A 21,700-nucleotide genomic window follows, 5' to 3' on the forward strand; every position below is an offset into this window, starting at 1 on the left:
TTGTTTTCGTGTTTGTCACGTCACTGATCCGGCTCGATAAGGCCCAAACCGCGCAGGTAGACGCCGATGCCGGTTTCCAGCAATTCTTCGGGGGGAAAAGGCGCGGTTGTGCCGGGAGAGTTCCGCGCGAAGAGTTCCACAACACCGTGGCTGAGCGCCCAGATATGGGCCGAGAACATCGAGGCGGGCGGCCGCTTTTCCGGCGGTATGTGCTGCGACAAGTCATTGGCGGCGCGTTCCAGCACCGAGCGCGCACGGGTCGACAGAGCGGCAAGCTCGGGTGTGCGATTGACGGAAATACCGCTTTCGAACATCGCGATGTAATGGCCGGGATGCTTGCGCGCGAAGGCGAGATAGGCGCGGCCGGTCGCTTCAAAGGCGGCAAGGGCGGAAGGCTGGCCGCTCTCGTAGGCGTATTGCATCACGTCGGCAAAGATTTCGTAGCCCTGCATCGCGGCTTCGGCGATCAGGTCCTCGCGGCCCTCGAAATGGCGGTATACGGCGGCAGGGGTCACGCCGGCCTGCTTGGCCGCTTCGGACAGGGTAAAACCTGTCGGCCCTTTTTCGGTGATCAGTTCGAGCGCCGCATCGACGAGCGCTTGGCGCAAATTGCCGTGATGATAGCCGCGTTTAGCCATCCCAGATATCCGGACCGCCGCAGACACGAGGGTCGATCCTGCCCAGGGCCTTGGTGTCTTTATGCGCGTAGTCGAGAGCCATCAGCACGCTGCGAATGGCGTTGATCCGAGCGCGACGCTTGTCGTCAGAGCGCACGATGGTCCAGGGGGCGTGATCGGTGTGGGTCTTGGCGAAGGTTTCCTCGATCGCGGCGCTGTAGGCGTCCCATCTTTTCAGACCTTCAACGTCGATCCAGGAAAGTTTCCATTGCTTGAGCGGATCGCGTTCACGTTTCAGAAAGCGGCGCAACTGTTCGGCGCGCCCGACATTGAGCCAGATCTTGAAAAGCTGAATGCCATCATCGACCAACATCTTTTCAAAATCAGGGGCTTGGCGGAAGAACTGCATGCGCTGATCCGGCGTGCAGAATTCAAACACATGTTCAACCACGGCGCGATTGTACCAGCTTCGGTCAAAGAACGTGATTTCCCCGGCGGCGGGCAGATGGTCGATATAGCGCTGGAAATACCATTGCGTCGCTTCGGTGTCAGACGGTTTGGACAGCGCCACGACATTTGTGCCACGCGGATTAAGGTTCTTGCGGAACCTTTTGATTGTGCCGCCTTTTCCTGCAGCATCCCGGCCTTCGAACACAATCACGACACGGGTCCCCGTCTCGCGGGCCCAGGTCTTCATCTTGACCAGTTCTATCTGAAGCGCGCCCAGGTCCTTCTTGTATGCCTTGCGCGGCATACGCTCATCATAGGGGTACTCAGGATTGATGAGTTCACCTTTTTCCCGGCGTTTGATGGCGTTTCGGATATCTTCGGGGGCGTCATCGTCGAAAAAGGCGCTGATTGCACCATCGAAGGGGAGGTCCATCTTCGGCTCTTTCTGTCGTCTGTTCTGAATTGAATATGGGATGTTAACGCGATTAACGCAAACCCGCGCGTGAGGCTGCCCGGTCAATGGCGCCGATGACCTCGGGTTCGGCAGCGTGGTGGGGCATGTGGCCGATTCCTTCGAGGACGGTCAGATTGGCTTCTTTAATCTGGTTGGACAAGGGGATTGAATGGATCGACAGACCCACCGTGGTGTCGGCATCGCCGTGAATGATCTCGGTCGGGACGTCTATGCTGCCGTAGCGGAGGTGGAGAGCCTCGATCTCGTCCAGCAGATTGGCGCGCTGCATCGCGTTGGCGCGCATGGACACGCGGCGCAAGGTGAGCGGCACGCCGATATAATCTGCATATTCTTCTGGCGCAGATTGCGGGCGAAATACGCCGTCTATGGCGTCCGCGACGATCGCGTTGGGTGTAAAAGCGGTGATGGCTGGCACGACAGTTGCGCTGCCAAGGTCGCTTGATGTGACCTTGTAGAAGGTGCTGATCCCGGTATCCCATGGATTTGACGCGGCAGAGACAAGCACGAGAGCCGACAGAACGTCAGGCTGTTCGACGGCCCAGGCCAAGGCTACCGCACCGCCGTATGATTGGCCCAGAACCATCGGTTTTTGCAGGCCAAGTTGTCGTGACGCGTCGGCCAGAAGATTGGCTTGCTGGATGATCGTGGTGCCATCCGGGTTGACGCGATCCGTATACCCGAGGCCGGGACGGTCGAACGCTGTCACGCGATAGCGTTCCGCCAGTTTGTCGACCAGAGAGAAGGTGAAATCGCGCAGGTTGCCGCTGGCCCCGTGGATCAGCACAAGGTCGGGGCCTTCGCCCTTTGTCACATAGTGAACACGGGTGCCATCGACGTTCAGGAAGTTGCCGATGGGCGGAAACCGGTCCTCGGCCCGCGCCTCTCGATAGGAGGCGGTGCAGGATGTTGTCACAACCAATGCGGCTGCGCATCCCAACAGCACGCCAAATCCCTTTAACGCCAATGCGACCTCCTATTTGTTGCGCAAATCGGTGCGGGACGTTCCAATCTGTTCGATATCGAACGGAGTTGTCAGGTAGATCTCTGACAACCAGTTGCCATAGAGAAGATGCGCATGGCCGCGCCAACGGTTTTGCGGTTGTTTCGAAGGATCGTCGTTTGGATAGTAATTCGCGGGCACGTTTGTCGGTGTCCCGCTGGCGACGTCGCGGTCATATTCTTCTTTCAATGTGCCGCTGTCGTATTCGAAATGGTTGAAGACATAAAGCGCACGATGATCCGGGTCCTCGATCAGGCAGGGACCGGTGTCTTCACTGTCGATCAGGATCGGAAGCCCGGCTTTTTCGACGTCCTCGCGGCGAATTTCGGTCCAGCGGCTGACCGGGACCACCATGTCGTCGGAAAAGCCCCGCAGATAGGGTGAGGCAGGAGCGAGGTTGCGGTGGCGCATGCAGCCGAATGCCTTTTTCGGCAGGCTGACCTTCCGCACGCCGTGGAAGTGATTGATCATCGCCATGCCACCCCAGCACACGCCGAAGGTGGAATGCACATGGGTCTGGGTCCAGTTCATCACCTGCAAGAGCTCGTCCCAGTAAGTCACTTCGCTAAATGGTAAATGTTCGATCGGTGCGCCGGTGATGATGAGCCCGTCAAACTTTTCGCCGCTGTCGGCCACTTCGGCGAAGGGGCGGTAAAAGCTTTCCATGTGATCGGCGGCGGTGTTCCTGGCCTGATGCTCTGTCATGCGGATCAGGCTGAATTCGATCTGCAAAGGTGTGGCCCCGATCAGCCGGGCGAACTGGTTCTCGGTCTGGATTTTCTTGGGCATCAGGTTCAAAAGCGCGATCCGCAGCGGCCGGATATCCTGTGAACTGGCCAATTCATCGGGGATCACCATCACGCCTTCGCGTCGAAGCACGTCATAGGCGGGCAGGTTGTCGGGCAGTTTGATAGGCATGGATTACAGTCTTTTTCGGTCAAGCGCGCGGCCGATCAGACCCTCGAAGGCCCGCGGCGAAGCATCGGCAATCAGGTCGGTCGCGTTTATGGTCACGCCCCAGCGTTCTGCCATTCTCTGATAGCGGGGCTGGCGATGAGCCAAGGCTTTTGCATACGTCCATCGAATGAAGTCGTCCGGGTCAACATCGGACTCTTTCTTGTTGTATTCATTCAGATATTCCGCCCATACCCTTTTCAGGAACTCGGGTTGATAGGCCATTGGTTTCGGGGCGCGATCAAAGCGTCGGATCAGCTCTTGTGTATGCGCCTCGTCCCCCTTGATCCAGACCAGAAGGGCATGTTTCGACAGCTCGGTCAGGATCGGATCCGTTGGATCGTCCGGATCGACCCATTCGCAGATCGAACCGCCGGTGTCACAAACGAAGTGCGGATACCCGTACAGGTCGATGGCGCGGTCGATGAAATAGCCGGTGTCGAGCAACGCCGATATCTCGGCGCGGCGGAACTGTTCCTGTCGCTTGTGATATTCGTCAATCGGCATGCCGCCACGTGCCGGGTCGCCCGGCTTGCCGAGATAGGTCGCGACGGGAGCGAGATTGTCAAAGCTGAGATTGGAACCGATATAGATCGAATCCGACATCAGCAGATCGCGCAGGAACGGCACCTTCATCGCTTCGCGCTTGGCATTGTCGACGATGTATTCGCCCATGTAATGGGTGCCGATGCGGTAGTCTATGGAGTAGTGGAACCACGCGCCCGTATCGCGCAGGAGGTTCGACATATGGGTCTTGCCCAGTCCGGACATGGCAAAGAGCACCACGCGTTTATGCGGCGCATTGTGCCATTCTTCTGCCGATGCGTAGATCATTGCGCCAACTCCATGCCGGAAACCGCTGCCCATGCGGGGTTAGCGATGCGGCACGGCGGCGTCAAACGGTTGTGGCGTGGCGACGCGACAGTCGGGTGTCTTGCCTCGGCGACATGGCGTCGAATTGCCGGCAGCCCTTTGGGCAGGGGCGCGTGATCCCTGCGCTGCGCATGTCATTCAAATGCCCGCCAGACAGAGCCCGACGGGGCTAGACTCTTCTACGGGACGGTTCAGAAATCGACCGTCAGGGACAGGCCGACGCCAAGGGCGGTATTGTCTTCGAACCTCGTACCGGACGCGTCCTCGGCGTCGCCGATCCAGACATATTCGAGACCCCCGCGCAACGTCATGTTGTCCATGGCATACTGACCGCCGACCCCGAGGCTCGCGAACCCGTCGCGCGGAGCAAGCCGCGATGTGGCATCGCCATTCTGTGCTTCGTAGGTGACCTGTGCAAAGCCGGAGACATCATCGGTGAAGGCACGCCCGACACCGAGCTTCCACGTGGTGCGGTCGTTGTCGAAGCCGGTCACGTTGCCGCCAGTGACCCCTTCGTATTCGGGGGTGCGCACGTCCCATTTTGACCATTCGGTCCACTTGACCTGACCATAGACCAGCGTGCCCGGCGCAACCCCGGTTTGAAAATCCAGTGTGACAACCTGTGGCATTTTCACCTTGGTGTCGCCCCCATCGGTGTCGATGTCCAAACCGGCGAGTGTTTCCGAGGTTCTGAACCTGTGGTCGATCTCGCTTTGCCAGGACAGCACGACGCGCAGCGCGATATCGGGAATCTCGTAGGCGACGCCCAGGAGGGCCCCCCAGTCGCCCACGCGGCTCCCGCTGGCGGTGTAATCCATCGAAGTGTCGACATCCTGGGCCGCGGCACCCAGCGTTTCGGCGCGTGCGCCCAACTGCTGCGCCTGCGCTCCGAGCGTTTGCGCCTCTGCGCCAAGCTGCTGTGCTGTCGCGGCATCACCGGCGCGCCCGGCTGCCTCGGCCTCTGCGCCCGATTGCTGGGCCTGAGCGCCGAGCGCTTGCGCTTCGGCGCCCAGGGTCTGCGCGTTGCGTCCCACGGAGCTGCGGACCAGCAGATCGGGTATGAGGATATCCGCCTGGCTTTCGACATAGCGCGCGCCGCCAAAGACCGAAACGCGGTCGCTGACGCTGTACTTGCCGACAAGCGCCACCTGGTCGCTGTCCCAATCGGCGGTCAGGCCCGAATACACCCCTTTGGTATATTCCGCGTTCGCGTTGTAGGGATCGTTCAGATAGAGACCGAAGGTGAAGCTCTCGGTGAACTCGTTCTTGTAGGCCAGCCCATAGCCCGTGTCATTGCCCAGCATGTTGCCGGTGTCCTCCTCGCCGCCCCCGGCCGCGGTCAGCTGAGGGGTGTATTTGCCCGACAGGTCCGGACTCAGATGTGAAAAGCTGAGTTGGAGCTGGTCGTTCGGCGTAAACAGGAAATTGTAATCATTACTGGAGTGTTCGATTCCGCCTGCCTGCGCCGCACCTGCGGCGACGGCAAGCGCAACCGCGCTTGTCATCAATCGTGTCACTGGACCCTCATCCCTAATTTTGGCTGTTCTCCTCGATCTTGCGGTACCCAACGGAATGACGCGCGGTCAATTTTGACCCAGCGTCATGCGGCGCGTTGTTCCGCAGCGTCACAATTTCGTTACGTTACCGGGGCGCGGTCCGCGTCGTGGACCAGATGTTGTAGTAATTCGCTCCGAATATCAGCGCAGCCCCCATCAGAACGAACGGGTCGAGCGGTTCTGCGTAAAGCATCACGCCAACGATCGCGATTACCGGCAAGCGCGCGAAATCGATCGGCATCACGATGGTGGCCGGGGCCAGGGACAGCGCGGTGGTCAGGCAGTAATGCGCAACCAACCCGGCCACCCCAATGATCACGACCCAAGGGATATTGGCTGCGGTGGGCAGGGCGATATCCCCGTCAAAGCCCGCAAAGGCGAGGCCCAGAAAAGCCTGCATCACGGTCAGGTAAAACAGAATGCAGGTGATGGTTTCCGTACGCGTCAGCCGGCGGGTGAATACCGCCGAACCGGCAAAGCCGATGGCCGCCAGGGCCGCTGTGACCTGACCGACGTGAAAGGTCTCGGGGCTGGGCCGGGTGACCACAAGAATGCCGATAAAGCCGACCACCGCCGCGATGCCCTGTGACTTGGTCAACCTTTCGCCAAGAACCAGCGGGGCCAGGACAATCACCCAGAGCGGTGAGGTGAACTCAAGCGCGAAGACCTGTGCCAGCGGGATTGCGGTGATGGAATAGAACCAAAGGTTCTGGCCTGCGAAATGGCTGACATTCCGGATGAAATGCAGGCCCAGTTGTTTCGTGCGGACCTGGTGCAGCGTGCTGGCCCACCCGGCGACCACCAACACGATGCCGACACCTATGACGCTGCGATACATCATGATCTCGAACGTATCGAGGTTCAGGCTCACCGCGCGCCCGGCAATCGCCATCGACGTGAAAGACACGATAGCCCCGATCATCCACAAGCAGGCCCGGACGGTTGGCGTCAGGCTCATAGAGGCAGACCGGGTTGCAAGGACAGATCAGTCGGGCGGCAGATGACAACAGCCTTTCAGAAAGCGTTGCTGGCCGGGCTTGCGCAGCTGCATGGTCACCAACCACCCGTAATCGCGGTCGCTCATCCCGTCGGTGCAGGTGGCACCTGTGATAGTCGCCTCGATCACCTCGTTGGTGTCAGCCGACGCCGTGATCAGGGCCGGGCTTCCGCGGTGTCCTTCGGCGACGTCGACAGTGTCGAGGGCGAAGTCGGTGTCGCCATCGGCGGGATGGGAATAACGCGCCTCCGCGCCATGCAGCGCCAGGGCCCAAAACGGTTCGGTGCCGCCGCAGACCAGACCGATGGGCACCGTGCTGTCCGCCAGCGTGGCAACCTTATCGCGCGCCAGGAATCGCGTCGCGATCCAGCCATCCCGCCCGTTCCGCGCGATATGGGCCCAGTTGCCCGAGGCATCGAACCCAAACACTTCGATCCGCTTTGCATCCTGCGCAAGATCACCGATATCGGCGCTTGTTGCCCGAGGCTCGGCACGGATGTTCAACACATCATCGGCAGCAACGCCGGTCACGCGGTGATAAGTCGGCTCGGCCAGAGCCGATCCGGTCACGCCAAGCACCGCCAAGCCGATGAATGCAAGGTTCATTCCCACTCGATCGTTCCCGGCGGTTTGGAGGTGATGTCATAGGTCACGCGATTGATGCCCTTCACCTCGTTGATGATGCGCGTTGCCGTTTCGCCAAGAAACTCATGGGTGAACGGGTAATAATCTGCGGTCATCCCGTCAACGGATGTGACAGCGCGCAGTGCGCAGGCATAGTCGTAGGTCCGGCCATCCCCCATGACGCCAACGGTGCGCACGGGCAGGATGGCGACGAAGGCTTGCCAAATCTCGTCATAAAGCCCGTGTTTGCGGATCTGGTCGATATAGACCGCGTCGGCCTTGCGCAGGATGTCCAGCTTGTCGCGGGTGATCTCGCCGGGGCATCGGATGGCAAGGCCGGGGCCCGGGAACGGGTGCCGTCCGATAAAGCTGTCGGGCAGCCCCAGCTCGCGCCCGAGGTCGCGCACCTCGTCCTTGAACAGCTCGCGCAGCGGTTCGACCAGCTTGAGACCCATCTTTTCGGGCAGGCCACCCACATTGTGGTGGCTCTTGATCGTGACCGATGGCCCGCCGCTGGAGCTGACGCTTTCGATCACGTCGGGGTAAAGCGTGCCCTGCGCAAGAAATTCCGCGCCGTCAATGTCGTTCGCGTATTTCTGGAACACGTCGATGAAAAGGCGGCCAATGATTTTTCTTTTTGTTTCCGGGTCGCTTACGCCGTCAAGCTCACCCAGGAACAATTCCTGTTCCTGCGCATGGATCACCTGGAGATTCATGTGATCGCGGAACATGGTCACGACCTCTTCGGCCTCGTTCAGGCGCAACAGGCCATGATCCACGAACACGCAAGTCAACTGTTCGCCGATCGCGTCGTGCAGCAGCGCCGCCGCGACTGAACTGTCGACACCGCCCGACAAGGCGCAGATCACCTTGCGGTCACCGACTTGGTCGCGAATCTTGCGGATCGCCTCGTCCTTGTAGGCGTCCATTGTCCAGTCGCCCGTGAACCCGGCAAGCTGAACGAAATTCTGGTACAGCGTCTTGCCGTTCGGCGTGTGGTGAACCTCGGGGTGAAACTGCACCGCGTAGAAGTGACGCGACCGGTCGGCCGTGATCGCGAACGGGGCGCCGGGCGACGTCCCCAGAACTTCGAAATTAGGTGCAAGATCAGACACATGGTCGCCGTGGCTCATCCAGACCTGTTCGCGGCCGGACCCGTCCATGAACCATCCATGCAAAATATCGTCGCGCTGGTCGGACGGCGTGACCCAGGCGCGGCCAAACTCGGCGGTGGCGTGCTCGCCTGCTTCGACGGTGCCGCCCAGATCCTGCATCATCACCTGCTGTCCATAGCAGATGCCCAGGATCGGCACGCCCAACTCATAAACTTTCGCGGGCGGGCGCGGGGACCCATCACGCATAACGCTGTCGGGACCACCGGAAAAGATGATCGCCTTGGGCGCAAAATCTTCCAGAAAGCGATCGGTGACGTTCTGGAACGGGTGAATCTCGCAATAGACGTTGAGTTCCCGCAGGCGGCGCGCGATCAACTGCGTCACCTGGCTGCCGAAATCAATGATCAGGAGGCGGTCATGGTCATGTGTGCTCATGGCTCCTGATAGGCAGAGCCATGGTAAATGGCAATATTCCCGATGCGTGGAAAACGCGGTTCAGGTTTCGCGAAATGCCACATGCACGATGCGCGCGCCAATGATCCAGACCAGAAAGCACAGGACAATCGATATGCCGAAGGGAATACTCAGCCCAAGCGGCAGGGTCCGACCCGAGAATCCGATCCAGGCAACGAGCAGTCCGACAATCAGGACTGCCGTCATTGCAACGGTTTTTCTTGGGGCAAAGCGCATGGTTTTCTCCTGTTCTTCCGCGAGGACAGAACCCGCCACCCCGCGAATGGTTCCCGCCGATGGACTGGAATGTCGCTTTCGCCACGCACCCGCCGCAAATTGTCCCTGTGCCCCCGTCCTCTCATATTATGGAATGTCCACTGGCACCACGCCGACCACAGAAGAAACCCGTACGGAGGGCAGTCATGGCTGAAGCAGCAACGCGCAAAAGGTCTCGGGGTGGCGGTGGCGCAGCGCGACGTGCCGAGCGCACGGCCGTCTCCACCGAAACGGCAAAATACATCCAGCGCAATATCCCGAATTTCGAGGTTCTTACCGAAGAGGCGCTGGATATCATCGAAGCCAACGCCGAAACCGTGCTGGCCGAAATCGGCGTCAACTTCGTAAACAACCCCGGCGCCCTGGACCGCTGGCGCGAGGCCGGCGCCGATGTGACCGGCGAGCGTGTCCGCATCCCGCGCGGTCTGGCCCGCACGCTGTGCAGCACGGCGCCTTCGAGCTTTACGCAACACGCGCGCAATCCGGAACGGTCGGTCGAAATCGGCGGTCGCAACCTGGTTCTGGCGCCGGTCTATGGCCCGCCCTTCGTGCACGACTCGGTGACCGGTCGGCGCTATGCGACGATGGCTGATTTCGAGAAATTCGTGAAGCTGGGATACATGTCGAAATGGCTGCATCACTCCGGCGGCACGGTGTGCGAACCCACGGATATCCCGGTGAACAAGCGCCATCTCGACATGCTGATGGCGCATATGACGCTGTCGGACAAGCCGTTCATGGGGGCGGTGACCGAACCCAGCCGCGCCCAGGACAGTGTCGAGATGTGCGAGATCCTGTTCGGCAAGGACTTCGTCCGGGACAACACGGTTTTGACATCGCTGATCAACATCAATTCCCCGATGACGTTTGACGACGTGATGATGGGCGCGCTGGAAGTCTATGCGCAGAACAACCAGGCCTGCATCGTCAGCCCCTTTATCGTCGGCGGCGCGATGGCGCCGGTATCGGTCGCGGGCACCCTGACGCAGGTCCTGGCCGAAGTGATGGCTGGCATTGCCTACAGCCAGCTTGTGCGCCCCGGCGCGCCGGTGATCTTTGGCGCCTTCGTCACCTCGATCGACATGAATTCCGGCGCGCCCACGTTCGGCACCCCCGAAGCGAGCCAGATCACCTACGGGGCAGGGCAGTTGGCCCGCCGCCTTGGCCTGCCGTTTCGGTCCGCAGGCAGTTTCAACGGGTCGAAGCTTCCCGATGCGCAGGCGGCCTATGAAACGGCCAACAGCCTGAATACCGGACTTTTGTCGGGCGTGAATTTCATGCTGCATTCTTGCGGTTGGCTGGAAGGTGGGCTGGTCGCCTCGTTCGAGAAATTCGTGATGGATGCCGACCAGCTAGGGGCGCTGCACAAGATGGCGCAGGGCGTATCGGTCGATGTGGAATCGCAGGCCATGGACGCCATTGCCGAGGTCGGCCCGGGCGGGCACTACCTTGGCTGCGCGCACACTCAGGCCAATTTCAAATCAGCCTTCTGGCGCTCCGACCTGTTCGATTTCAAACCCTATGAAACCTGGTCCGAAGAAGGCGCCCGCGACACTGTCTCGTTGGCAACCGAACGGATGCAGCGCCTTCTGGACACCTATCAGCAACCGCCGCTGGACCCATCGATCCACGCGGCGCTGACGGATTACATGACCCGGAAGAAAGCCTCGATGCCGGACGCGTTCATGTAGGCTCAGGTCACGTCGCGCGGCGCCACCTGTGCCTTGAGCAACTGCGCTTCGCCCATCACGGCGGTCAACATGTCGACATGCGCGGCGATGCTGTAGGACGCGTCGCCGCTTTTGCGTTTGTCGTTCATCTCGGCCTCGAGCGCTATCAGCGCGAGCAGGGCCGGCCCATTGCGCATCGACACGCCATACCCCAGAAGACGCGGCAGGCGCGTGTCGCGGCGATAGGATTGGGCTCCGATCCGCGCGGCGCGGATCAACAGGCGTGGGCGGCGCAGGGTGGTCAGTTGGGTCAGAAGGTCTTGCATGAAATGTCCCCCGTGGTGGTTTGTGCAGGTCGATGACCGGGGCATCATTGCACAACCCTGGGGTGTGTTGCGTGGTCAGCAGATCTGCGTGCGGTGCCATTTCCGTTTGTTTACGTTTTGGAAACAGAACTTTGTCTCAGGCTGAAAGTTAACAAATCGGAAATAAATACCCGCATAGGTTGCGTATCGTCTGTTGATAAACCTGGGGATATTTCTGACAGACTTCCAATGGGGGATTTCCATGACTGACCTGCACGACGTTCAACATCGTCCCGCTGTGGACCCGCTTCTGCCCGAAGCGGCGCGCCGCTATCTGGCCCACACCGCCGAAGGACGGCCGATCCGTGACATCGCCCGCGAGGCCGGATGCCATGCATCGACCATCCTGCGACAAGTGCGCAAACTCGAAACGCTGCGGGATGATCCTCTTGTCGATCAGGTGCTTGGCGCCAGCGACGCGCCGCCCGAGGATGTGGCGCATCTTCTGGCGCAGCTGGACAATGCGACCGTGGCCTTGCGACGGCTTTGCGAGGCGCGCGCGATGCTGCTTTACAGCCCTGATCTGCCGCAACCCGCGATCATCAAGACAGTCGGCGAAGGCGAAACGGTTGTTCTGGGCAAGGTCGATGTCGCGCTTGCAGCGGCGCTCATCCTGCGGAACTGGATCGAGCCCGTGGGCGGCACGACCGTCATGCGCTACCGGGTGACGCAAGAGGGGCGCAGTTGCCTGCCGGGGCTGATGGCCGCCCGGGATGGCCACGCCGCGCGCCCGGCAGACGCGCCCGTTTCGGTGTTTTCAGACGCAGAACCGGATCGGCGATCGCGGGATCGGTCACACTCTACCGGACCCGGCTTTGAAAGCCCGATCGCCGCGCTGTCCCGCCGCCGGGGGGCGGACGGCAAACCTTTCCTGCCGTCCGAATTCGTGGTGGCCGGGGATCGTCTTCACGAGGATTTCACGATCGCCGGTTTCGGGGCGTCGGATTTGCTGGGCTGGGAAAGCGCCGACGCGCTGCACCCGCATTATGCCACCGCGTCGTCCTTGCGGGATGCGCGGCGCAGTGATGCGATGATCCGGACGCTGGATGCGATCAGGGAACTGGGTCCGGGCCTGAGTGAAGTGGTCTTGCGCTGCTGTTGCCTGCGCGAGGGTCTGGAGGCCACCGAAAAACGACTGGGCTGGTCGGCACGCTCGGGCAAGGTCGTGCTTCGGATTGCCTTGCAACGACTGACACAGTTCTACACCCAGGACAGGACTGGAAATGGTGCTTTGATCGGCTAGCGCGTCGCCGACATGCGCTGGCCAAAGGGTGGAGCGGTCGCGGGACTTCAAATGAACGCGACACGCTCTGCCGTGCGACACATTCCAGGCTGACGCGGGGTCTGTCCGACGCTGTCGGGCGGGTTGGTGCAGGGGGGAACTCGTTAAAGAGGGAATTTGAAGCCGCAATGCAGCTATGCAACACTGGCACTGCCCCCCTGCTAAGTTATATGTTAGAGAAGTTCGCATCTGACATAGAGGGGAAAAATCGTTGCGTGACCTCAAGATACCAGAACAGCGCCATCCCGAGAAGGCGCATCGCCCGGACAATGCACAGCCGAAAAAGCCAAGCTGGATTCGTGTAAAGGCACCGGGCGGCGAGGGGTATAACGAGACGCGTCGCATCATGCGCGAGAACAACCTCGTCACGGTGTGCGAAGAGGCGGGATGTCCCAATGCTGGCGAGTGCTGGGCGCAGGGGCACGCCACCATGATGATCATGGGGGATATCTGCACGCGCGGCTGCACCTTCTGCAATATCGCAACCGGGCGTCCAGACACGCTTGACGCGTTCGAACCGGGCCGCGTGGCCGACGCCGTGCAGAAGCTGGGCTTGAACCACGTGGTCATCACGTCTGTCGACCGCGACGACCTCGCGGATGGCGGGGCGGAACATTTCGCCCAGACCATCCGCGCCGTGCGGCATCGTTCGCCCAAGACGACGATCGAGATCCTGACACCAGATTTCCTGAAATGCGCGCCGGACGCGCTGGAAACCGTTGTCGCGGCCAAACCCGATGTCTTCAACCACAACCTTGAAACCGTGCCGGGCCTGTACCCCGAAGTGCGTCCCGGCGCGCGGTATTTCCATTCCCTGCGCCTGTTGCAACGGGTCAAGGAAATCGATCCGTCGATCTTTACCAAGTCGGGGATCATGGTCGGACTGGGCGAGGGTCGCCAAGCCGTGCATCAGGTGATGGACGACATGCGCGCCGCCGATGTGGATTTCCTGACCATCGGACAATATCTGCAGCCGACGCTCAAGCACCATGCCGTTGATCGCTTTGTCACCCCCGAGGAATTCGCAAGCTATGAAAAAGCCGCCTATGGCAAGGGCTTCCTGATGGTGTCGGCAACGCCGCTCACGCGCTCCTCGTATCACGCCGGCGACGATTTCGCCCGCCTGCGCCGCAATCGAGAAGCGAAACTCGCCAACGCTTAGCAACTGTAGTCCACTCGCGTGGCCGCGACTCGCTTGCGGGATTGCGGTCACGGTTTGCAAGGATGCCGATCAGGGCAACGCCTTGAGATAGGCTGCAACCGCTTGCCGGTCGCTCTTGGGCAGCTGTGCGAAGTTCTCGATCACGGCGACCATATGCCCGCCAGCGCTGTCATACTCCGGTGTGAACCCCGATTCGAGATAATAGGCGATATCCGTGGCGCTCCAGTCCAGATCGTCTGGCACCAGCGAAGGGATCTTTCCGCGACCCGACGGGTTGTCGGCCCCCTCCAGCCAACTTGATCGCTGCATGCCACCAAGCGCGCTGCGCGCCGTGTGGCATTCGCCGCAATGCGCAAGGGCTTCCACCAAGTAGCGCCCGCGCTCTACCTCCGGTGTTTCCGGCTGCGACAGGACAAAACCGTCGGGCATGTAGATCTGCTTCCACAGGCCGATCGCGCGCCGGATATTGAACGGGAACGCCAGTTCGTGTGCGGCGTTCGCCGTCGCATCGGCTGGCAATGTCTGCCAGAAGGCCCACAGGTCAGCCACGTCCTGATCGGTCATGTGAACATAGGACGTATAGGGGAAGGCGGGAAAGTAATGCCGCCCCTCCGGAGACACGCCCCGCGTCACCGCGCTGGCGAACTCGGTCACGGTCCAGTCACCAATTCCGGCCTCCCGGTCAGGCGAGATATTCGGGGCGGCGAATGTTCCGAAATCCGTATCGAACCGCTGACCGCCAGCCAGGACGCGCTTGCCGTCGCCTTCGGCGTCGGGCGCAGCATGGCAGGAGGCACAGCCCGAGGCGATGAATACCGTTTCGCCCCGGCTCGCGTCCCCGTCGATCGAATCAAAGCGGTCCGCGTCCAACGGCGCTGCGCGCGTCAGGACGAACCCCGCCGCCGCAACAGCCGTCAGCACCAGTGCACCCGTGATGATCAGCCGTTTCATCTGTGACGGTTAATCCGCCGGGGCGCGGTGATCGTCGTGGCATGCCTTGCAGGCACCACCCACCTGTCCCATGAGCGGGCCCAATGCATCCTGTCCGGATGCGGCCGAGGCCTGCATCGCTTCGGCAGCGGAGCCGAAATCGGCCCATTTGGACTGGAAATCGTCGGTCTGCTCCCAGATCGTGGTCTGCGCGCGGGTGCCGTCTATCGACATCTCGTCCGAGCCTTCCGGCCACATCGGCGCCTGCTGGATCATCGACACCGCGACCAATGTATCCGCCGCGGCTTGTGCCGCTACGGCGTTGTACTCCGTTTCGCCCTTGGCCATGTCGCCCAGAATGCCAAGATTGATCGCCATGATCCGGAATTGGCCCTGCCGCGCCTTCAACTGGCCGGAAAAGTCATCCTGCGCGTAGGCAAGGCTGCCTGTGAACAATGTCGCGGCGGCCACGGCCGAGGTGATGAATATTTTCATGACGAAGCTCCCTGTAATAACTCGCTAGATGGTTCGGTAGCACAACCATAGCGCAGTTTGGCCTTCGATGCGACGGAAACAGTGACGTTTCGCCACACCAAATCGTGACCGCCGGGCGGTGTCCTGTCCGGGGGCATCAGTCCGCGAAACGCACCTTTCCGATGTAGGGCAGGTTCCGGTTTCGTTGTGCGAAGTCTATGCCATAACCCACGACGAATTCATCCGGAATCGAAAACCCGATCCAGTCTGCGGTGACGTCCGTTTCGCGCCGTGATGGTTTGTCCAAAAGCGCGATGGTGCGCAGCCGACCCGGATTGCGCGAGCCCAGAAGTCCGGTGACATGCTTGAGGGTGTGGCCAGTATCGACGATATCCTCGACGATCAGAACGTCTCGGCCTTCGACCCGGCCGCGCAGATCCTTGAGGATACGCACCTCGCGGCTCGATTCCATGCTGTTGCCGTAGGAGGACGCCTCCAGGAAATCGACCTCCACCGGCAGGTCCAGTTCGCGCACCAGATCCGCGATGAAGACGAAGCTTCCCCGCAAGAGTCCCACCACGACCAATTGGTCCGTGTCGTGGAATTCATCCCGGATCGACACACATAATTCCTCGATGCGCGCTGCAATCGTCTTGGCTGAGATCATTTCGTCAATGACATAAGGACGCTCTGACATAGGTTTCCCTTGATTTTTCCCGCGCAGAATACGACATCCCCCGCCACTGTCACGAGCAAAACAAAAGAGCAGATGCCCACACACTCAGAAACACGCACCCTGCCGTATTCGGCGCAGCAGATGTACGATCTGGTCGCGGATGTGGGGAATTACCCCGAATTTCTGCCATGGACGGCGGCTGCGCGCATCCGCTCGCGCGAGGATTGCGGCGATCACGAGGTCATGCTGGCCGATCTGGTAATCAGCTTCAAAGTGTTCCGCGAACGCTTCGGCAGCCGCGTGGTGTTGTGGCCGCAGGACATGAAGATCGACACCGAATACCTCGATGGCCCGTTCCGCTACATGCAGTCGAACTGGGCGTTCCGCGATGTCGAGGATGGGGTCGAAGTGACATTTTTCGTCGATTTCGAATTCAAGAACCGGATTCTTCAGGGCGCGGCGGGCATGTTCTTTTACGAAGCTATGCAACGGATCGTGCGCGCCTTCGAACGCCGGGCGGACGCGCTTTACACCTAGGGTTTAGGTGTCAGGCGTCTGGCTGCATGTCGGCAAGCGCAGTCAGGATCAGGCGGAGCGCCTCGTCTCTTGCCGCTTCACGCACCCTTGCGCGCCCCAACGCCCCGTACTCGACCGTTTGCGTGATGACGCCGTCCGTCGTGGCAAGGCCAAAGCAAACACGCCCCTCGGGTTTGTGGTCCGAGCCGCCGGGGCCGGCGATACCGGTGATCGACACCGCGATGTCCGCCGCCGCGGCGCCCCGTGCGCCTTGCGCCATTTCCCGGGCCACCGCTTCTGACACGGCGCCATGCGCGTCCAGACTGGCCTGTGTCACGCCCAGCAACTCGACCTTGGCCGCGTTGGAATAGGTGACAAACCCGCGTTCAAACAGGGCCGAGGACCCCGCCACGTCGGTGATCGCCGCCGCGACCATGCCGCCGGTGCAGCTTTCGGCGGTTGTCACCGTTACATCCAGACCTGTGGCAAGACGCACAATGCGGTCGGCCATGCGCGCGGTCACATCAACACCAGATGGAACAGGGCCGCAAAACCGATCACGCCGAGCGCCGTAAATATCCCGGCGATCACATCATCCAGCATGAGGCCCAACGCATCGCCCCGCGCGTCGGCCGCCCCGATAATCCAGGGCTTCCAGATATCGAACAGCCGGAACAGCAGGAAGGCAGCGATCCAGCCGGGATAGAGCGCAAGCAAATCGACCGACATCATCATCGCGCCGTATCCCACTGGAAACAGGGCAATCCATTGGCCCACGACTTCGTCGATGACGATGAAGGATGGATCGTGATCCTCCTGTCCTGCCGTCAGTTCGCGCGCCGCGATCCAGCCCGACATGAAGACAAAGAATGTCAGGTTCACCAAAAGCCAGAAACCGCCAAAGGACAGGACGGCATAGGCCACGGGCAGCGCGGCCAGCGATCCCCATGTGCCCGGGGCAGGGCGCAACAGCCCGACACCGAAAAACGTGGCCACCAGCATCATCATTGCGACACCAACGCGGCGGTTGCCAAGGCAGCGATCCCTTCACCGCGCCCGGTAAAGCCAAGCCGTTCCGACGTGGTCGCCTTGACCGAGATATCGCCGATCGCCAGGGCCGTGATGTCGGCCAACGCGGCGCGCATTGTGTGGGCGTGAGGACCGATCTTCGGATGTTCGCACACCAGCGTGCAATCCAAGTTGCTGATCCCGAAGCCGGCCTTCCGGGCCATCTCGACGGCGTGTTTCAGGAATATCCCGCTGGCGGCACCTTTCCACTGTGGGTCGCTGGGCGGAAAATGCGTGCCGATATCACCAACAGCAAGCGCCCCATAGATCGCATCGGTGATCGCATGCAGTGCGACATCCGCGTCAGAGTGACCTACAAGAGCCTGATCATGCGGTATTTTCACCCCGCACAAGATGACATGATCGCCCGGACCAAACCTGTGAACGTCATAGCCATTGCCGAGCCGCACCTTCATTCGCATATCTCCGTGGATTACCGGTAACCTGTCTAAGCGGTGTGCGGTGAACGTGCAATCGCTCGGGCATGTTTGCACAATAATTAGGCAAATGAGTTCCGGCGGTCTGTTTTTCAGGCTAATATCATTGAACGGCGGGCGACCTCGGCGTAGCTCAGAGCCAACCAAACAAGGATTGCTGCGGTGCACCCGTCGGTTCCAGGAAACCTCATTTCACCTCCCGTCTTGCTGGCGCCTTTGGCCGGTATCACGGATCTGCCGTTCCGGTCTCTGGTGTCGCAATTCGGCGCCGGGCGCGTGGTGTCCGAGATGATCGCGAGCGGCGAATTTCTCACCGCGCGCCCCGGAAGCCGCGAAAAGGCCGAGCTTGGCACAGGGGTCGCCAACACCTCCGTACAGCTGGCCGGGCGCGCGCCCGAGGCGATGGCCGAAGCGGCCCGCCGGGTCGAAGGAATGGGTGCGCAGGTCATCGACATCAACATGGGGTGCCCGGCGAAAAAGGTGACGGGCGGCTATTCGGGATCGGCGCTCATGCGCGATCTGGACCATGCGTGCCGGCTGATCGAGGCGGTGGTTGGCGCGGTTTCAGTCCCGGTCACTTTGAAAACCCGCCTGGGATGGGACGATGCCACCCATAACGCGGCGGATCTGGCCCGGCGGGCCGAGGCGATCGGGATCGCGATGATCGTCATCCACGGCCGCACGCGGTGTCAATTCTACAAAGGCCGCGCGGATTGGCGCGCCATCCATCAGGTAAAGGAGGCGGTGTCGATCCCGGTGATCGCGAATGGCGACATCACCGATACCGCCAGTGCCCGGACCGCGCTTGCCCAAAGCGGCGCCGATGGTGTCATGGTCGGACGCGGCGCGCAGGGGCGGCCCTGGCGGCTGGCACAGATCGCAGCGGATCTCTTTGGCAGCGAGATGCCGGATGTGCCTGCCGGCCGCGCGCTTGTGGACATGGTGGCGGGCCATTATGACGCCATGCTGTCCTTTTACGGCACCGATCTGGGCAGCCGCGTGGCGCGCAAACATCTTGGCTGGTACATGGAGGATGCCGGAACCGGCGCCGGACTACGCAAGTCGATCCTGACCGCAAGGGATCCGGAAGACGTCCTGCGCGCGCTGCCGGACGCGCTGTGTCCAGAGACGAGGCAGGCCGCATGACCCCCCCAGAGAAGCGCAACGGACCCATTGACCAGGCGGCGATCTGGTCGTCCCTGCCGGTTCCGGCCATCGTGATCGATGCGGCGGAAAACATAGTCGATATGAATCCTGCCGCCGAAGGCTTCTTGAACAATTCCGCTCGCTGGTTGCAGGGGCAACCGATCTGGGACCGGCTGACAGTCGACGCGCCGATGGAGAAAAGCCTGGCGCGGGCGCGCAAGCACGGAACGCCGTTGTTCGTGAACGATGTCGATGTCGGAACGGGCAGCCGTCCACCGCTTGTTTGCAACCTGCAATTGGCCCCGGTGCAGGGCCATGACGGCTGCATGATCCTGCTCATCAGCCCGCGTGAACTGGCCGGGCGCGTGACCCAGAGCCAAAGCGTCAAATCCGCCGCGAAATCCGCCATCGGCATGGCCGAGATGATGGCGCATGAGATCAAGAACCCCCTCGCGGGGATCACGGGGGCGGCGCAACTGCTGAGCATGAACCTCAGCGATGGCGACCTGGAACTGACCGATCTGATCGTCGCGGAAACCCGCCGCGTGGTGAAGCTGCTTGAACAGGTCGAACAATTCGGCAACCTGTCAAAGCCCGAGCGCAAAGCGGTGAACCTGCACGACGTTCTGGACCGCGCCCGACGGTCGGCCATGCTGGGCTTTGGCGCGCACATGAAAATCGTCGAGGATTACGATCCGTCGCTGCCGTTGGCGATGGGAGATTCCGACCAGTTGTTGCAGGTGGTTCTGAACCTCGTCAAGAACGCGTCCGAAGCGGCCGACCCCAAGGCTGGCGGGACGATCCGCCTGCACACCTATTACGAGCACAGCTACAGCCTGCGCCGGTCCGATGGATCGGGCCAGTCCTTGCCGTTGCAGGTCGAGGTGATCGATGATGGCCCCGGCCTGCCGCCCGATATCCAGGGCGATGTCTTCGACCCGTTCGTGTCAGGCCATGAAAACGGAACCGGGCTTGGCCTCGCTCTGGTGAGCAAGATCATCTCGGATCACGATGGCTGGGTCACGGTCGACTCCGTTCCCGGCAAAACCCGGTTCCGTATTTCTCTGCCCCAGGCACCACGCAAACAAAAGGAATCGCACTGATGGATGGCACGGTACTAGTTGCGGATGACGACCGCACGATCCGCACGGTTCTCACACAGGCGCTCACACGGGCGGGGTGCAAGGTCCACGCAACCTCGTCGCTGACGACGCTGATGCGTTGGGTCGCGGAGGGCAAGGGCGACGTGGTGATCTCGGACGTGGTCATGCCCGATGGAAACGGGCTCGAGATGCTGCCAAAGATCAGCCAGGACCGGCCCGAATTGCCGGTGATCGTCATATCCGCCCAGAACACGATCATGACCGCGATCCAGGCCGCCGAGGCCGAAGCCTATGACTACTTGCCCAAACCCTTCGATCTGCCCGATCTGATGAAACGCACGTCCAAGGCCCTGGATGCGCGGTCCCGCGCGCCACGGCCGCAGGCTGAAACGCCCCAGGTCGACACACCGGACGAGCTGCCCCTGGTGGGCAAAACTCCGGCGATGCAGGCGCTGTACCGGCTGGTCGCAAAGGTGATGAACACCGACCTGCCGGTGTTGATCTGTGGCGAATCCGGCGCCGGGAAGTCGCTGATCGCCAAGGCGCTGCACGACTTCTCCGACCGGCGGTCGCTGCCCTTTGTCACGGTAACCGGCAATGATCTGGCCGATATCGAAGGCCCGGCACGTATCCTCGCAAGGGTGCGGGGCGGCACGCTCCTGATCGATGAGCTGGCCGATGTGCCGGACGAGGTGCAGGCCCGCATCGTGCGCATGATGGACGGCCCCGGTGAACACGTGCCGCGCTTCATCGCCACGAGCCAGACGGATCCGGGACAGGGAATCGCCGAAAGCGGCGTGCGCGAGGATTTGTATTACCGGATCAGCGGGGCGACGATCGCGGTGCCATCGCTGCGCGAACGAGTGGACGATATCGCGCTGCTGTGCGAGCATTTCCTGGTCCGGTCCGAACGCGATGGCGGGGCCAAACGTTGGCTCTCGGAAGACGCGGCGGATCTGTTTCGCGCCTATAGCTGGCCCGGCAACGTGCGTCAGCTTGAAAACGTGGTGCGGCGGCTCAGCCTGACGTCGCGCGCCGACGAGATAAGCCGCGCCGAAGTGGAAAACGTGCTGGGCAATCAACCCGAAACGGGCCCGGTCCTGCGCGGTGGCGACAGCGAAAAACTCAGCGCGTCGGTGGCACGCCACCTGCGACGTTATTTCGACCTGCATGGCACGATGCTGCCGCCGCCCGGTCTTTACCCGCGAATCCTGCGCGAGATCGAAGCCCCGCTTATCGAGATCGCGCTCGAAGCGACGGGCGGAAACCAGGCAAAATGTGCTGATTTGCTCGGAATAAACCGAAATACACTCAGAAAGAAGATTACCGATCTCGATATTCAGGTGACACGGCGCCGCAAATTGATGTAAAACTGCCACATAATCGTGTTCCGGCGGCGAAGCAGTGGATCGGACGCACATGATATAGTGGAAGCCGGACTGCGCGGCACATCTAGGCGGGGGTTGGCTGTGGCCACCTGG

23 protein-coding genes and 1 pseudogene are annotated in these 21,700 nt (G+C 61.3%); 7 read left to right on the forward strand and 17 right to left on the reverse strand.

From position 1 onward, the window contains the following. Window positions 1-20 precede the first annotated feature (20 nt). From LCF59_RS09790 to LCF59_RS09835, 10 genes are all read right to left on the reverse strand, one after another. Window positions 21-638, reverse strand: coding sequence for a TetR/AcrR family transcriptional regulator (locus tag LCF59_RS09790; protein ID WP_292287285.1), 618 nt, complete (start codon window positions 636-638; stop codon window positions 21-23). Beyond that, window positions 631-1,500, reverse strand: a complete 870-nt coding sequence (gene ppk2 / locus LCF59_RS09795; RefSeq protein WP_292287286.1) for a polyphosphate kinase 2 — start codon at window positions 1,498-1,500, stop codon at window positions 631-633. The genes LCF59_RS09790 and ppk2 overlap by 8 nt, the downstream gene beginning before the upstream one ends. A 52-nt stretch (window positions 1,501-1,552) precedes the next feature. Continuing rightward, complete coding sequence (locus LCF59_RS09800; RefSeq protein ID WP_292287287.1) at window positions 1,553-2,506, reverse strand: alpha/beta hydrolase; 954 nt, start codon at window positions 2,504-2,506, stop codon at window positions 1,553-1,555. A gap of 9 nt (window positions 2,507-2,515) precedes the next feature. Beyond that, window positions 2,516-3,460, reverse strand: coding sequence for a homoserine O-succinyltransferase (metA, locus tag LCF59_RS09805; RefSeq protein WP_292287288.1), 945 nt, complete (start codon window positions 3,458-3,460; stop codon window positions 2,516-2,518). Between the two features lie 3 nt (window positions 3,461-3,463). Next, window positions 3,464-4,330, reverse strand: coding sequence for an ATPase (locus tag LCF59_RS09810; RefSeq protein WP_292287289.1), 867 nt, complete (start codon window positions 4,328-4,330; stop codon window positions 3,464-3,466). 230 nt (window positions 4,331-4,560) lie between these two features. Then, window positions 4,561-5,886 carry an outer membrane protein transport protein gene (locus LCF59_RS09815; protein ID WP_292287290.1) on the reverse strand — a complete coding sequence of 442 codons (1,326 nt, stop codon included), beginning with the start codon at window positions 5,884-5,886 and terminating at the stop codon, window positions 4,561-4,563. A 124-nt stretch (window positions 5,887-6,010) separates the two neighbouring features. After that, window positions 6,011-6,883, reverse strand: a complete 873-nt coding sequence (locus LCF59_RS09820) for a DMT family transporter (RefSeq protein WP_292287291.1) — start codon at window positions 6,881-6,883, stop codon at window positions 6,011-6,013. A 27-nt stretch (window positions 6,884-6,910) separates the two neighbouring features. Then, the gene (locus LCF59_RS09825) at window positions 6,911-7,528 is read right to left on the reverse strand and encodes an SH3 domain-containing protein (protein ID WP_292287292.1); all 618 of its coding nucleotides are present in this window, start codon (window positions 7,526-7,528) and stop codon (window positions 6,911-6,913) included. Further along, on the reverse strand, window positions 7,525-9,096 hold the full coding sequence (guaA, locus tag LCF59_RS09830) for a glutamine-hydrolyzing GMP synthase (RefSeq protein ID WP_292287293.1): 1,572 nt from the start codon (window positions 9,094-9,096) through the stop codon (window positions 7,525-7,527). Before guaA ends, LCF59_RS09825 begins: the two co-directional genes overlap by 4 nt. Window positions 9,097-9,156: 60 nt before the next feature. Beyond that, window positions 9,157-9,351, reverse strand: coding sequence for a hypothetical protein (locus tag LCF59_RS09835; protein ID WP_292287294.1), 195 nt, complete (start codon window positions 9,349-9,351; stop codon window positions 9,157-9,159). 185 nt (window positions 9,352-9,536) lie between these two features. Between LCF59_RS09835 and LCF59_RS09840 the strand changes: the two genes are divergently transcribed. Then, a complete protein-coding gene (locus tag LCF59_RS09840) occupies window positions 9,537-11,081 on the forward strand; it encodes a trimethylamine methyltransferase family protein (protein ID WP_292287295.1) in 1,545 nt (514 codons plus the stop codon). Window positions 11,082-11,083: 2 nt separating this feature from the next. Here LCF59_RS09840 and LCF59_RS09845 read toward each other — a convergent pair whose 3' ends face one another. Beyond that, the gene (locus LCF59_RS09845; protein ID WP_292287296.1) at window positions 11,084-11,386 is read right to left on the reverse strand and encodes a DUF6477 family protein; all 303 of its coding nucleotides are present in this window, start codon (window positions 11,384-11,386) and stop codon (window positions 11,084-11,086) included. Between the two features lie 241 nt (window positions 11,387-11,627). On the opposite strand from LCF59_RS09845, the gene LCF59_RS09850 reads away from it, so the two are divergent. Together LCF59_RS09850 and lipA are read left to right on the forward strand one after the other, a co-directional pair. After that, window positions 11,628-12,668, forward strand: a complete 1,041-nt coding sequence (locus LCF59_RS09850; protein ID WP_292287297.1) for a DUF6456 domain-containing protein — start codon at window positions 11,628-11,630, stop codon at window positions 12,666-12,668. Between the two features lie 250 nt (window positions 12,669-12,918). Further along, window positions 12,919-13,869, forward strand: coding sequence for a lipoyl synthase (gene lipA, locus LCF59_RS09855; protein ID WP_292287298.1), 951 nt, complete (start codon window positions 12,919-12,921; stop codon window positions 13,867-13,869). Between the two features lie 69 nt (window positions 13,870-13,938). Here the strand turns inward: lipA and LCF59_RS09860 are convergent, their stop codons facing one another. From LCF59_RS09860 to hpt, 3 genes are all read right to left on the reverse strand, one after another. Next, window positions 13,939-14,820: a cytochrome c gene (locus tag LCF59_RS09860; RefSeq protein ID WP_292287299.1), complete on the reverse strand. Its 882-nt coding sequence runs from the start codon at window positions 14,818-14,820 to the stop codon at window positions 13,939-13,941. 9 nt (window positions 14,821-14,829) lie between these two features. Beyond that, a complete protein-coding gene (locus LCF59_RS09865; protein ID WP_292287300.1) occupies window positions 14,830-15,294 on the reverse strand; it encodes a cytochrome c in 465 nt (154 codons plus the stop codon). Between the two features lie 136 nt (window positions 15,295-15,430). Beyond that, the gene (gene hpt / locus LCF59_RS09870) at window positions 15,431-15,970 is read right to left on the reverse strand and encodes a hypoxanthine phosphoribosyltransferase (RefSeq protein ID WP_292287301.1); all 540 of its coding nucleotides are present in this window, start codon (window positions 15,968-15,970) and stop codon (window positions 15,431-15,433) included. Window positions 15,971-16,042: 72 nt separating this feature from the next. Between hpt and LCF59_RS09875 the strand changes: the two genes are divergently transcribed. Then, the gene (locus tag LCF59_RS09875; RefSeq protein WP_292287302.1) at window positions 16,043-16,486 is read left to right on the forward strand and encodes a type II toxin-antitoxin system RatA family toxin; all 444 of its coding nucleotides are present in this window, start codon (window positions 16,043-16,045) and stop codon (window positions 16,484-16,486) included. A 10-nt stretch (window positions 16,487-16,496) separates the two neighbouring features. Here LCF59_RS09875 and LCF59_RS09880 read toward each other — a convergent pair whose 3' ends face one another. The 3 genes and pseudogenes from LCF59_RS09880 to ispF form a co-directional block, all read right to left on the reverse strand. Further along, the gene (locus LCF59_RS09880) at window positions 16,497-16,976 is read right to left on the reverse strand and encodes a CinA family protein (RefSeq protein WP_292287303.1); all 480 of its coding nucleotides are present in this window, start codon (window positions 16,974-16,976) and stop codon (window positions 16,497-16,499) included. A gap of 8 nt (window positions 16,977-16,984) precedes the next feature. Further along, a complete protein-coding gene (locus LCF59_RS09885; protein WP_292287362.1) occupies window positions 16,985-17,470 on the reverse strand; it encodes a phosphatidylglycerophosphatase A in 486 nt (161 codons plus the stop codon). Continuing rightward, a pseudogene (ispF, locus tag LCF59_RS09890) lies at window positions 17,470-17,943 on the reverse strand (2-C-methyl-D-erythritol 2,4-cyclodiphosphate synthase); the annotation flags it as partial. The pseudogene ispF and the gene LCF59_RS09885, both read right to left, overlap by 1 nt. Before the next feature lie 189 nt (window positions 17,944-18,132). Between ispF and dusB the strand changes: the two are divergent. Genes dusB through LCF59_RS09905 form a run of 3 tightly spaced genes read left to right on the forward strand, consistent with a single transcriptional unit; the run spans window position 18,133 to window position 21,589 of the window. Continuing rightward, complete coding sequence (gene dusB, locus LCF59_RS09895) at window positions 18,133-19,116, forward strand: tRNA dihydrouridine synthase DusB (protein ID WP_292287304.1); 984 nt, start codon at window positions 18,133-18,135, stop codon at window positions 19,114-19,116. Beyond that, window positions 19,113-20,219: an ATP-binding protein gene (locus LCF59_RS09900; protein ID WP_292287305.1), complete on the forward strand. Its 1,107-nt coding sequence runs from the start codon at window positions 19,113-19,115 to the stop codon at window positions 20,217-20,219. The genes dusB and LCF59_RS09900 overlap by 4 nt, the downstream gene beginning before the upstream one ends. After that, window positions 20,219-21,589 (forward strand): response regulator, encoded by a 1,371-nt coding sequence (locus LCF59_RS09905; protein WP_292287306.1) that lies wholly within the window; start codon window positions 20,219-20,221, stop codon window positions 21,587-21,589. The genes LCF59_RS09900 and LCF59_RS09905 overlap by 1 nt, the downstream gene beginning before the upstream one ends. Window positions 21,590-21,700 lie beyond the last annotated feature (111 nt).

This window comes from Marivita sp. (assembly GCF_020055675.1).
Lineage (GTDB): Bacteria > Pseudomonadota > Alphaproteobacteria > Rhodobacterales > Rhodobacteraceae > Marivita.